Annotated in this window: 11 protein-coding genes and 1 riboswitch; of the genes, 2 read left to right on the forward strand and 9 right to left on the reverse strand. The window is 38.6% G+C overall.

The features are described 5' to 3' along the window. Window positions 1–5 precede the first annotated feature (5 nt). From QUF94_RS15615 to QUF94_RS15640, 6 genes are all read right to left on the reverse strand, one after another. Window positions 6–1,181: an acyl-CoA dehydrogenase family protein gene (locus QUF94_RS15615; RefSeq protein ID WP_289316661.1), complete on the reverse strand. Its 1,176-nt coding sequence runs from the start codon at window positions 1,179–1,181 to the stop codon at window positions 6–8. Window positions 1,182–1,350: 169 nt separating this feature from the next. Beyond that, window positions 1,351–2,256, reverse strand: coding sequence for a LysR family transcriptional regulator (locus QUF94_RS15620; RefSeq protein WP_289316662.1), 906 nt, complete (start codon window positions 2,254–2,256; stop codon window positions 1,351–1,353). A gap of 124 nt (window positions 2,257–2,380) precedes the next feature. Then, entirely contained in the window at window positions 2,381–3,619 is a 1,239-nt protein-coding gene (locus tag QUF94_RS15625) for an MFS transporter (protein ID WP_289316663.1), read from the reverse strand. A gap of 270 nt (window positions 3,620–3,889) precedes the next feature. Further along, the gene (locus QUF94_RS15630; RefSeq protein WP_289316664.1) at window positions 3,890–5,905 is read right to left on the reverse strand and encodes an alkyl/aryl-sulfatase; all 2,016 of its coding nucleotides are present in this window, start codon (window positions 5,903–5,905) and stop codon (window positions 3,890–3,892) included. A gap of 693 nt (window positions 5,906–6,598) precedes the next feature. Then, on the reverse strand, window positions 6,599–6,754 hold the full coding sequence (locus tag QUF94_RS15635; protein WP_289316665.1) for a hypothetical protein: 156 nt from the start codon (window positions 6,752–6,754) through the stop codon (window positions 6,599–6,601). 95 nt (window positions 6,755–6,849) lie between these two features. Next, window positions 6,850–7,728 (reverse strand): LysR family transcriptional regulator, encoded by an 879-nt coding sequence (locus QUF94_RS15640; protein ID WP_289316666.1) that lies wholly within the window; start codon window positions 7,726–7,728, stop codon window positions 6,850–6,852. A 254-nt stretch (window positions 7,729–7,982) separates the two neighbouring features. Between QUF94_RS15640 and QUF94_RS15645 the strand changes: the two genes are divergently transcribed. After that, window positions 7,983–8,612 carry a chromate transporter gene (locus QUF94_RS15645; protein ID WP_289316667.1) on the forward strand — a complete coding sequence of 210 codons (630 nt, stop codon included), beginning with the start codon at window positions 7,983–7,985 and terminating at the stop codon, window positions 8,610–8,612. Window positions 8,613–8,698: 86 nt separating this feature from the next. Continuing rightward, window positions 8,699–9,241, forward strand: coding sequence for a chromate transporter (locus tag QUF94_RS15650; protein WP_289316668.1), 543 nt, complete (start codon window positions 8,699–8,701; stop codon window positions 9,239–9,241). A 200-nt stretch (window positions 9,242–9,441) separates the two neighbouring features. On the opposite strand, the gene QUF94_RS15655 is transcribed toward QUF94_RS15650, so the two are convergent. From QUF94_RS15655 to QUF94_RS15665, 3 genes are all read right to left on the reverse strand, one after another. Then, window positions 9,442–10,758, reverse strand: coding sequence for a Na+/H+ antiporter NhaC family protein (locus QUF94_RS15655; RefSeq protein ID WP_289316669.1), 1,317 nt, complete (start codon window positions 10,756–10,758; stop codon window positions 9,442–9,444). A 173-nt stretch (window positions 10,759–10,931) separates the two neighbouring features. Then, window positions 10,932–11,040: riboswitch (SAM riboswitch) on the reverse strand. A gap of 335 nt (window positions 11,041–11,375) precedes the next feature. Further along, window positions 11,376–12,047: an SOS response-associated peptidase gene (locus tag QUF94_RS15660; RefSeq protein ID WP_289316670.1), complete on the reverse strand. Its 672-nt coding sequence runs from the start codon at window positions 12,045–12,047 to the stop codon at window positions 11,376–11,378. A 60-nt stretch (window positions 12,048–12,107) separates the two neighbouring features. Next, window positions 12,108–12,263 (reverse strand): hypothetical protein, encoded by a 156-nt coding sequence (locus QUF94_RS15665; protein ID WP_155727292.1) that lies wholly within the window; start codon window positions 12,261–12,263, stop codon window positions 12,108–12,110. Window positions 12,264–12,551 lie beyond the last annotated feature (288 nt).

A 12,551-nucleotide genomic window follows, 5' to 3' on the forward strand; every position in this document is an offset into this window, starting at 1 on the left:
AGGTTTTACCCTTTTAATAATGCTTTGGCAATTGTATTTTTTTGAATTTCTGAGGTTCCGCTTAATATCCGATACATTCGTGCACTCCTGTACATTTTTTCTACCGGATGCCCTTTTACCAAGCCTTTAGAGCCAAAGATTTGGATAGCCTTATCGGCCACACGGCTATTTACTTCTGAAGCAAACAGTTTAGCCATGGAGGTGCCGGCCCGATCCTCTTCTCCTTGATCGATTTTTTCAACCACATCATAGACCATGCACTTTGCCGCGTAGATTTCCGTCGCCATTTCTGCGAGCATATGCTGAATTGCCTGGAAGTCACCGATAGGCCGGCCGAATTGGACTCGCTTTTTAGCATGTTCAATAGATAAATTGAGAAGGTGTTGAGCCATCCCGATGAAGCCGGCCGCATGGGAAGCGCGATTTGTGTTTATTCTTTTCAATCCGAGCAGTAACCCTTTTCCTCTTTCTCCGATTATATTGGCGGCAGGAACTCGACATTGATTGAAATTCAATTCAGCATGTATGCGTTCTCCTGATAGTGGGACTTGAATGTCTCCTAGTTCAAACCCCGAATGATGGGGTGTTTTTTTATCTACCAGGAAAGCAGTGATTCTATCTTCTTTTTCTCCTTTCTGAGTTTCTTTCGCTATGACAATGGCGAAATCAGCATAGGGGGCCGCACTGATAAAATGCTTTTTACCATTTAATATATAATCATTCCCGTCTTTAACGGCTGTTGTTTCGATAGCAAAAGCATCTGATCCAGCATTTGGTTCTGTAAGGGCAAAGCAGCAGCTAGCTTCTCCCGTCACCACGGGCATCACATATTTTTCTATTTGCTCCTGTGTAAAACTTTCCAACATCTGACCAATTCTTAGCGGCCCGCCAATCTCCCCTATAACCTGCCCCCATAAAACCGCTCCGGAACGGGCCAATTCTTCCTTAAACATGCATAGCCCTTTTAAGCTAACATCTTGTCCCCCATATTTTTCAGGGAGGTTAATCCCGTAAAAGCCCAATTCCCTGGAGCGTTTTCTTACCCATTGTATGGCTTCCATCGGGATATCCTCTTCAGCGTTTAATTCATGCTCCTGTTCGTAGGGAAGCAATTCATTTTGAATAAAATCCTGTAACTTTGTTTGAAGCACCTCTAATTTCTCTTCCTTCATAGTTACCATAGTTTTCCCCTTTCACCTTTGAATTTCGCATTTAATTTAATATTCAAAATGTTATAAAATTAATTTTAAATGTAAATTATATTTAAGTAAATTAAAGAAATATGATACAAACATAAGAAATATTGATGTAAATGCAAAAAAATATTAGTTTCCCAATTACCATAGGAAACTAATATTTAAGAGTAGTGTAGAATTCGAGACATTTAATAAACTCTCTTGCAGCTTTTGAAAAATGTTGCTTCTTAGAGCGAACGTAACCGAATTCCATTGAATTATTTTCTAGCTCCACCAAAGGAATAGCCACAAGTTCCCCGCTTAGGAAATAGGGATCGCTGTTAATTCCAATATCATACGAAAAGGAAATGGCTAATCCTTCAGCGACCGTTTTTTTGATAATCTCTGTATTATTTGTGAAAAACAAAATATTCATCTCACCGTAAAGAGTAAAAAATTCTTTAATAAATGTCTTCATTCTCGGTCCATTGTAGACGACTAAATCTTGGTCCAGCAGCTCTTGTGGGGTTATGCTTTTCCGGTTCACTAGAGGGGAATTCTTACTGACCGACACAATCACTTTTGCTTCCATTAGGGGCTGAAATTCCAACTCATTTTCTTTCGGTTTAACCCTTGGAATATTTAATAGTCCGATGTCTATCTTATCATTCAGTATATCTTCGGTTATCTCTTGTCCCCCTTTCTCTTCAATCATAATTTTCACCTCGGGATACTTCTTCTTAAATAACGCTAATGATTTAGGTAAAACCGTAAGAAATAAACCTTGTGTAGATGATAGGCGTAACTCTTTTTCCATCGTATCTGAATGTATTTGGGCACTGTCTCTTATTTCTTCCAATTTGCTTAATACTTCAAGAGCTTTCTGGATGATTTCCTTTCCATCTTCTGTAGGAATGGTTCCTAATCGTGACCTCTTGAAGATTTTTATACCTAATTCCTTCTCCAAACTCGTAATGGCCATGCTGATTCCAGATTGAGAGATATGAAGGCTTTCTGAAGCCGTGGAAATCGAGTTAACCTCGGCTACCTTAATGATATATTCCAATTGTTCAATATTCATGGTTCATTCTCCTTCTATCCTATTACAAATATAATACCTCTAACGGAAAGCCCTTTCAATTATAGAGAAGGAGAATCAGAACCCATCACAATGTCTGCACCAAAGCAGGGCTCCATTCCTAGTTTTAAACTATGGTAGTTGTTTTTTCGTATTCTTTAGCTGGCTGTGCCCGATTATTTTTAATAGATACGGCAACAACCGTTCCCAATAGCGCCGTTATTACCAAAAACAGGAAAGCTACATTATAGGAGTCATTAAACAAACTGATAATCAAACCGAGGGCTAAAGGAGAAACCGCACCTGCAATTTGACCGGCAAAAGTTACGAGTCCGGAGGCAGAGCCCGTAAGTTCCTTTGGTGAGTATTTTATGATGATCGTGTATAGAACGGTTCCAAAGAAGGACAGCGCTACGGAGTTGAGAGTGAGATAAGTGATGATAAGTACTATAGACGTGGCGTTAGACATTAAAAAGAGAAAAATTGCCGATAATAAAGCACCTGCAGCGGCAAGATACTTCTCCCGGTTAGCCATATGCTTATCCAGAAGCCAACCGCTTACATTAAACATCAAGAAACCAAAAATATAAGGGATTGCCAATAAACCCCCGGCGGCTATTAAATCAACCCCTTTTTCCTTAACCAAATATATAGGCATCCAAGTGATCAGACCATAGTTGATAATATTTGATATAAACTTGAAAGTTATGAGTTTCCAAATGTTTTCGATTTTAAATAATAGTTTCAGAGCAACCTTTTTTTGTTTCGGTTTGTCTTTTTTAACCTCTTGAGTTTCTTGAGGCTTTAGAATGAACCAAATTCTGAAAGAAATTAATATCCCTATAATTCCGGCAATGGTAAACATGCCCCTCCAACCGAAAGCCACCACCATGGAAGCGGCAAGTGCAGTACCTAATATCCCGCCAATATTCTGGGCAGACAAGAAAAACGAATTTGCCCGGCCCCGTTCTTCTTCCGGGAAGTTATCTCTTATAGTGGACATACTGGCAGGATAGAAAGGCCCTTCACCTAACCCGAACAGGAAACGGATGAATAATAAAGACATAAATGACCAAGCAAACCCCGACATTACCGTGAACAAAGACCAACTGAATAAAGAAACAGTAACCATGACTCTGGCTCCGTACTTATCGGTCATCCATCCACCAAGCGGTTGCATGAGAGAGTAACTAATAAAAAATATACTGATTAAAAAACCTGTCTGGGACGTATTGAGATGAAACTCATCTGCAATTGGAATAATACCGACATTTATGGCAACACGATCAAAAAAGCTTAAAATCATTCCAACAAATAAAAGGCCGCTAATCATTAATTTTCGTTTCTTACTTGCATACAGTTGCATTCCCCATCACTCCATCTTTTATATTTTCACAAAACTCCCCCCTTACAGGAAGCGCTTACAATTCCTTTCAAATTACAAGACTTGAAATTTTCCTTTTTATGGTTATTGATTTTTGTTCTGTGACTTTTAGGAGCGTTTCATTCATTAATAAACAATGAATGAATTTATTAAAACGAAACTGGAAGCCTACAGGATTAATTGATACATTCAAACCCACGAGACTATATATTAGACTCGTGGGTACAGATATTGGTCACCGATCCATCCTGCTTACAGAATATAAAGTGATAGATTATCACGGAGTAACGATATTAATCTTTGGTTGAAATTGATCCAGCAAGACAAGAAATCTTCGAATTTTTCTTTATTACCGGAAATGGAAACTTTGCCGGACGCCTCCATTTTGGATAAATCTTCACGTCCTAGAGCAATCTGATAGAAGGTTATTCTATCTAAAGTTAATGTTGCATCAGGGGTGGACGCCATTTTCCCTTTTTTGAAATTTAACACAGAATTATCCAGATCAATCATGTAATTAGTTTTCGAATCTGTAAATGTCATATTGAATGTCATTTTTTTATTTTCCGCTTTTGTTCCGTTTAATTTAATGGATAAGAATTTCAGGAAATCATCCATTGGCATATTGAGCAGCGTATCGAGATTCATCATTCCGCCACTTCCCTTCGAGTCTGCCACACCATTCCTTAACTCATCTGCGCCGGTAAGATAGAAATTACGCCACACAGAAGATTCAGCCGAGTATCCTAATTGCTCATAAGCTTTAGCCAGTAAATTTTTTGCTTCTGTATTTTTGGGATTGGCCATGACTACATGCTTTAAGACTTGAGCAACCCAGCGATATTCCCCTTTTTTATAATCAAGTTTTGCCCGCTTGATGACCTTCTTTTCCCCACCCATATATTCTATATATTTAGCTCCCGATTCCACTTGTGGTAATGGATCCAAGTCGGATGGATTACCGTTGAAATATCCTAAATAAAAGTTGTACACCGCTTTTACGTTGTGTTCCAATGTTCCGTAATACCCCCGATTGGCCCAGACTTTATCCAACTTTTCAGGAAGCTTTAACTTTTCCGCGATTTCATCTGGTGTGAGACCTAAATTAGCTAATTTTATGGTTTGGTCATGAATATATTTGTACAAATCACGTTGACTTTCCAACTGTTCCAGAACACGGCCTTTCCCCCATATAGGCCATGTATGGGCGGTAACCATAGCATCTATATCTTCATTTCCAAACAGATCAACTGTTTCATCAAGTGCCTTTACCCATTTTAAGGTATCTCTGGTTTTAGCTCCCCTTAATGTATAAATATTATGTAACGTGTGTCCGGTGTTTTCGGCTACCACCAAAGTTTTGTAATCATTGATATAGTAATGCATCTCAGATGGAGCTTCTGAATCCGGCGTCAATAAAAATTTAAATGTTATTCCGTCTATTTCCACCGTTTGAATATCATCCTTTACTTCAATTGTTGGAGGTAAATAGCTAAAAGTTCCGTTACTTAATCCCGGGCCAATACCAGAAGTTACAAATCCTTTTTCATTTGCAGGTAAAAGATTTCCGAACATATAGCCTACACGCCGAGACATTATATTACCTAAAAGAATGTTCTCACTTAGCGCTTCTTCGTTAAATCCTTCTGGGACAATAATGGGCACCTTTGCTGGATTTTCAGCGTATTGAGCAATGCCTTTTATACCACCAAAGTGATCCGCGTGACTATGACTAATAACTATTGCACTTACTGATTTTTTGGGTCGATGTTCAAAATACAGTTCCATGGCTGCATTGGCTGTTTCAATTGTAGAAAGTGTATCCAAAACGATTAATCCTGTTCTTCCTTCAACTATGGTAAGCACTGATAAATCCTGTCCCCGAACTTGATAAACTCCATCTACAACTTTAAATAAGCCCGTTATATTTTGTAATTGAGCCTGTCTCCACAAGCTAGGGTTTACAGTATAACTTGCCGGCTGATCTTCTTTGATGAATGAATATCGATTGCTATCCCATACTACGTTACCTTTTGAATTTTTAATTGGATTCATATTTAAAGGTGCAATAAATCCCTTATGTGCATTTTCGAAATCTTCCTTATCTGTAAAATCCAACTGTTTATAAACAGCCTTATTTGCTGAAATTGTTGAATGTGTTGCGGGCATTGGCATATCGGGCGCAGCATTTGTAACAGAAGGTCCTACTAGTAAAACAAAAACAAATGGAACGGAAACAATTCCTTTAATAAAAGATTTTTTAGACATTCCATACCCCTTTCCCTTTTGAGTTTTTAGATATCAAAGTTGTAATTTCTTCCTTATATTGAAACGATAATTCTTCTATTTATTTAAATATTTAGAATAATATAACTTTATTTTATAATTGATTTGTCATTAAGTAAATTTACTATTTTTCATAGTAACTTCAATTTTATTTATATAAAATCCACTTGTATCCATTAATACAATTCGCTTTTTAGCTATGGCTCGGAAGCTAAAAAGCATACATGCATACTTAATTTCCGGTATATTTTGAACATAAAGACATTATGAGATAGTTTTTTCTATAGAAAATATGTAATGCCCCATTTTGTTATACATTTCATATAAAGGTGCGTAAGCTGTATATCCAAATGCAAAAAGGCCCCTCTCTATTGAGAAGAACCTTTATCCAATGTAAAAACCTCTAACTTTTTATATTGTAGAAGACTTTGCTTTTGCATCTACTAATTTGAACCTTTAAGCTGGTTTAACGAAGATTGAGAACTCAATTCTAAAAATTAGAAGAAAGCCCGCGGCAAAAAAGAAGGAATACACAAAACCAAGTGATACGTTTTCGTATGCGATTGTCAAGCACACCAGTGATAAAAGGCCTCCCTGCTATATTCATAAACGATGCGCTTTGGCTAGTCATTAAAAAAGTATAGGCACAGCCTTTTGCCATGCTTTGAGCGATGGTTATCCAGGTAGGGGCATGAAAATCGTAATGGAAGCCAAGACCATGCCTGTTTTCAATACGCTATATCCCAATTTCATCTCTGCAATTCTAGTAACGTAACCTGGCATCCATAGTCCCAGCCACATCGTTAACCAAAACCATGAAAACGCTGCCAATAAACTGTTTTCAAAAATTATTTGAACACTTTGTCACCTACCAAAATTTTCACTTAAAATGTAACCAAACGATGAGAGGTGACGTAATTCATTCACTATCGAAGAAATTCTACAAAATTTGACACCCCTATTTTATTAAAACGCTTGTTTTTCCTGACCAGCCACAGATTTCTTGTTATATCTATTCTGGAAATACCCACTTCCCGCAAAAAACCTTGTTCCAATTCCCTGGAAACCGTCAACCTTGGCAAAATGCTGATCCCAAGTCCAGCCTCAACCGCACTTTTTATCGCTTGAGTACTACCAATCTCCATGTAGCTTTCTATTTTTTCTAAAACCCCATGCTCCCTTAACATGTTTTCTACGATAAGTCGTGTCCCTGATATGGATTCACGCCATATCATCCTTTCATTTCCCAATTCCTCTAGCTGGATTTCTTTTCTGTCTTTCCATGGGTGGTCAAATGGACAAACCAATATCAATTCGTCTTCGGCGAACTTGTCTACAATAAAATCGGTGTTTTCCACAAGTCCTTCCACCAAGGCCAAATCAATGACATCGTTTGATAAATCCTCCAGAACCCGGGGGGTATTTTTTATCGTTAATGTCACTTTTATTTCAGGCTGTTGTTTTTTGAATTTCCCAAGCAAGCTCGGCAACAAATACTCGCCGATTGTCAAGGATGCACCTACTATGAGGTTAGCATTGTACTCGCCAGTTGATTGCTGAATCACTACTTTTGAATGGTTAAAGTCATTTACAATAGCTTTTGCAAAAGGGTATAACAACTTTCCTGCTTCCGTCACTCTCAACCTCCCTTCCTCACGGTCGAATAACAAAGTGTTATAAAAATTTTCCAATTGATGAATCTGTCTTGTTGCCGCAGGTTGAGATAAGAAGCTTAACCTCGCTGCCTGGCTTATACTTCCTTCATCCACCACTAAACAAAACATTCTTAGATTTTCTATTTTCAAGAAACCGACCTCCTTGTCTTTAAATGGTTTAATAAAATGATAGCATCATATAGCTAAATGGTGAAATGGGAAAACGACGCTATTTCCCCTGATTAGGTGGGCCTATTCATTCTTTGGTGAAATTCTATATAAAACGGATAAAGCTTCTGGGTATAACGTTTTGTTATACCCGATGATTTTGTTGCAATTTACCCAGTCCTTTTTCTTTGATATGTTAATGATAAGAATTAAACAGAGCAGCAAAGGAAGTGAGGATGTCAATGAAAGGACAATGGAAAACACTGTTCCAATTATTTTGGACCTTTTTTAAAATGGCACCTATGACATTCGGAGGCGGGTTTGCGATGATCCCCTTAATCGAAAAAGAAGTAGTGGAGAAGAGAAAATGGCTGTCAAGCGAAGAAGTTACGGATGTTTTTGCTTTATCTCAATCCGTACCGGGAGCTGTCGCCATTAACTCCGCCACCTTTATCGGCCATCGAATTGCCGGAATGAAGGGCGCAATGGCAGCCATGATTGGTGTTTCATTACCTACATGTTTAATTGTTCTACTCCTCGGCATTTTGTATTTTTTCATTCACGATAATCCGAAGATAGAATCCGCTTTCATATCGATTAGAGCTTCCATAGTGGCCATCATCGCATATGCGGCTATCAAGATAGGAAAAACGGCTATTGTTGACAAATCAACTTTCTGTATTTTGATAGTTGGAATCCCAGTCCTTTTCTTCGTTCACCCTGTTTTGGCTATATTAGCAGGAGCTATAACAGGTATTGTGACCATCTCTATTAAGAGGAAATTAGGTTTCGATGTCAAGATGGACCGAAAAGAAAAGAAAATAGAAGAAAATGATTTCGAATACTTCATGGGTGCTGGCATATAGGTTCCATGAAAGATCAAAGTTATTTTCTGAAGGATCTAGGAATAAACGGTCTAACTAATTTTCAAGAAAGTGTGTGATGTATAATAATGGAATTGTGGGAGTTGTTTAGCACCTTCTTTATTATCGGCTTTGTATCGTTTGGAGGCGGATACGCCATGATTCCGGTAATAGAATCGGAAGTCTTACAGCATGGGTGGATGACGACGCAACAATTTACCGATGTAATCGCTATTTCCGGCATGTCTCCCGGGCCTATCACCACCAATAGTGCCATTCTCGTAGGCTATTCGACTGCTGGATTAGCAGGAGCCATATCATCCGTTCTCGGAATCTTGCTTCCTGCCATTATACTCGTAACCGTTATAGCCACCTTCTTCAGCAAATTGAATCATTATCCAGTTATTCAATCGATGTTTTATGGATTAAGACCCATTGTCACTAGTTTAATCCTCTTTGCAGCTATCAGCTTTGCACTTTCCAATCATTTGATAGCCCTGAACTTTTCATGGCATACGATAAGCTTATTACTCGTTTTTGGATTATCGTTATTTGCCCTATTGAAATTACGCTGGCACCCAGCCTATGTCATTATTCTTTCTGGTTTAGTTGGTGTTGTCCTCTATTCATAACGACTAGCTCACACAACCATTATGCGTTGGGTTAATCAATATGAATCGGAATTCCTAAACATTGATAACACTTAAACTGATGGAAGAGCGAGGGTGACATCGCTCTTTTTAATTATTTTTCACCAATGTTTCAATACACCTTACAAAGTAAAACCCTGAATCTAATGATTCAGGGTTTATTTTCATGCTTATTCTCATTATTAAGAAGTACGTTTCTTCGTTTCATTATCTACCGGCTGAAATCGCGGATAACCAATCAAGATGGCTATGACTCCACAAAGGCCAATTAGTATTGGGTAATATGAATACGGCAAGATGCTTATCGGAGAAATATGTGCTACCCCAGCTGCAACAAGCAATTGTGCCCCATATGGAATTAACCCCTGAATGCAGCATGCAAAAACATCAAGCAAGCTCGCCGATTTACGCGGATCAATCCCATACTTTTCAGCAATATTTTTCGCAAGTGGCCCGGCAATGATAATTGATATCGTGTTATTTGCCGTGGAAAGGTTCGTCAAACCAACAAGCCCGGCAATGCTGAATTCAGCCCCTTTTTTAGTTTTGCTGTTTCGGGTCACGAGGTGGAGAAGGTAATCGATACCGCCATTATGCTTGATTACAGCTACCATGCCTGCGATTAAAATGGCCAGGAAAGAGATTTCATACATTCCCGCCATCCCTTCTCCGATTTTTTGAATGACACCCAACGGTTGATAACTTCCATCCGCCAAGCCGATAATTCCGGCAAATACGATTCCGATGGATAGGACCAGGAACACATTGACACCTGCCAATGCAGTGATCAATACACAAAGATATGGAAGGATCTTCACCCAATTATAAGAATGTTGAGTGATGGCCGCTTGTTCACCCATTGTTAAAATTCCAAGGATGACACATGTGATGATGGCCGCAGGTAAAACAATGAAAAAATTCACTTTGAACTTATCCTTCATTTTCGTTCCCTGCGTACGAACTGCAGCGATTGTCGTATCTGAAATGAAGGAAAGGTTATCCCCAAACATCGCACCACCAATAACGGCCGCCATTGAAAAGGCAAGCGAAATATCGGTTTGCTCGCTAATTCCCACCCCAATAGGTGCTAGTGCTACAATCGTTCCCATGCTCGTCCCCATGGATAGAGAGATAAAGCAAGCGATGATGAAAATCCCTACCATTAATAGATTTTGCGGAAAAACCGCTAAGGCAAGGTTCACCGTAGATTCAACTGCCCCCATGCCATTTGCAACTTCGGCAAAAGCGCCTGCCAAAAGGAAAATGATAACCATTAACATAATATTGGCATCCCCGGCGCCTTTACAGAAAATTTCAACCTTTTGATTGAATGACTCTTTCCGATTCATTGCCAATGCAGCAGCCGATGCAATTGAAATCGCTACAATCACCGGAAAAGAATAAAAATCTTTTGTAATGATTCCGGACCCTATAAATAAAATCAAAAAAACGACAAATGGGATTAATGCCCACGGATTCCCTTTATTGTTTGCACTCATGATGTACACCTCTTTTTATTTTTCCCATGACATGTGTCACAGCACTTATTCTTCTAACATTTTTCGTAAATAACACCTTCATGGAAGCTATAGCTAAAAATACTTTCAGCATAAAAAAGACCTCTTCCATTAAACACAACAAGAAGAGGTCTTTTAATTTATAAAAAACGCCCTCCTTATCTTTCAGGCAAAAATCAGCCTGCTGGATTTGGCACAGCACTCCTATTAAAGTCTGCTGCCGAGACATCTTCGGGCCAGTCCCTCCGTCTCTCTTGATAAGAAGATTTAAATTATATAATGATATTATCAAATGCACCGGTGTCCAAGAGAAAAGAAGCAGGCTGGTAACTTGCTATAACCGCTCCAAGTTTACCTCTGTCCACTTTCGGAAAGTGACATCGAAAGCCTTATTGAAAAGCAAATATAAGAGTACAGCATTTTATGTATTTTCGCAAGGTTTAGTTTAAAAGTATTTCAAATGTGGACCTTAATATTATAAACGGACTTTTACATGTACAGTAAATAAGGTATTTGGGTTAATTGTGATATTTGGATGAAATCTCAAATAATGTCATTTGTCTGGACGGAACTAAAATAAAAAGAGGTCTAAGGACCTCTTAGCAAATTTGTTGTATTAGGTTTGGTGAATTATTTTTAGTTGAGTTCACATCAGTCGATACCTCAAATGCTTCCATTTGTTCAGAATCGAATGATTTTAAATACTGCTGTAGAAAGGCAGGATCATTAATGGATGGATTCAACCAATCTTTTTCATCTTCAGGTTTAAGGATGACAGGCATGCGGTCATGAATGCTGGTCATTAGCTCATTAGGAACGGTTGTTATAACTGAGCACGAATAGATGTTGATTCCTTCTGGAGATTTCCAGGATTCCCAGAGACCTGCCATTCCAAATGGCGCATGATTTTTAAGCTTTATTCGCATGGGTATTTTTCGCCCGGGTTCCTTCTTCCACTCATAAAATGAATCAGCGATTATCAAGCATCGTTTCTTCTTATACGCATTCTTGAAGCTTGCCTTCTCAGCAATGGTTTCCGCTCTGGCATTGATCATTTTGTAGCCCAGTTTTTCATCTTTTGCCCAGAAAGGAATGAGTCCCCACCGAAGGTATCCAAGTCGATTCCTTGCTCCGTCATTAATGACGGATAGCACGGAGTGGGAAGGTGCAATATTGTAGCTGAATTGGTATTCTTCATCAAAAGGTCCTTGAATATTAAACCGTTCTTTTATTTCTTCAATGTCCGTGAAAAGCGTGAAACGTCCGCACATAATATCGCCTACCGTTTTAGGATTTATTACAGTGTAACAAATGGGACGGGCAGGTACAAATCAGCGTTCTAAAATCCTGATGTCGGTAAATGGTTGATTAAATAATTCGCTGGAAATCAAAAGTGTGCCCAGGACTTCTCTCTCATCTTCAGCTTTAATGATTTCTGACAAAATTAAGGTACTGCCATTCCTGACCGTTACATTATATTCATTCATAGAATCCCCCTCATTAGGCTAGATGGTTGTTATTATAAACCAAAAACCCACAAGTATCATTATTGACCTTTAGTAGAGTCGTAGTTAATCCACTAATGATGAGTCTATATAGGAGTACACCGCTATTTACATATACATAAAAAAGACTGTCCATGAATGATCACAGACAGTCTGGTCAACAGGTTTTTCACTTCAACAAATTTTTACCGGTGATGATAATGGGGATAGCAAAAAGGTCGATGAGTAATGCCTCTTGTTATTCCGTGGGAGTTACCCATAATCCATGTC

Origin of the sequence: Peribacillus sp. NJ4 (assembly GCF_030348345.1) — a bacterium.
Taxonomy (GTDB): domain Bacteria; phylum Bacillota; class Bacilli; order Bacillales; family DSM-1321; genus Peribacillus.

Excerpts from the sequence above, each read along its gene's own strand:
- QUF94_RS15615 (WP_289316661.1), bottom strand. The coding sequence starts at position 1,181 with ATGGTAACTATGAAGGAAGAGAAATTAGAGGTGCTTCAAACAAAGTTA.
- QUF94_RS15650 (WP_289316668.1), top strand. The coding sequence starts at position 8,699 with ATGGAATTGTGGGAGTTGTTTAGCACCTTCTTTATTATCGGCTTTGTA.
- QUF94_RS15665 (WP_155727292.1), bottom strand. The coding sequence starts at position 12,263 with ATGAATGAATATAATGTAACGGTCAGGAATGGCAGTACCTTAATTTTG.
- QUF94_RS15630 (WP_289316664.1), bottom strand. The coding sequence starts at position 5,905 with ATGTCTAAAAAATCTTTTATTAAAGGAATTGTTTCCGTTCCATTTGTT.
- QUF94_RS15620 (WP_289316662.1), bottom strand. The coding sequence starts at position 2,256 with ATGAATATTGAACAATTGGAATATATCATTAAGGTAGCCGAGGTTAAC.
- QUF94_RS15625 (WP_289316663.1), bottom strand. The coding sequence starts at position 3,619 with ATGCAACTGTATGCAAGTAAGAAACGAAAATTAATGATTAGCGGCCTT.
- QUF94_RS15660 (WP_289316670.1), bottom strand. The coding sequence starts at position 12,047 with ATGTGCGGACGTTTCACGCTTTTCACGGACATTGAAGAAATAAAAGAA.
- QUF94_RS15655 (WP_289316669.1), bottom strand. The coding sequence starts at position 10,758 with ATGAGTGCAAACAATAAAGGGAATCCGTGGGCATTAATCCCATTTGTC.
- QUF94_RS15645 (WP_289316667.1), top strand. The coding sequence starts at position 7,983 with ATGTCAATGAAAGGACAATGGAAAACACTGTTCCAATTATTTTGGACC.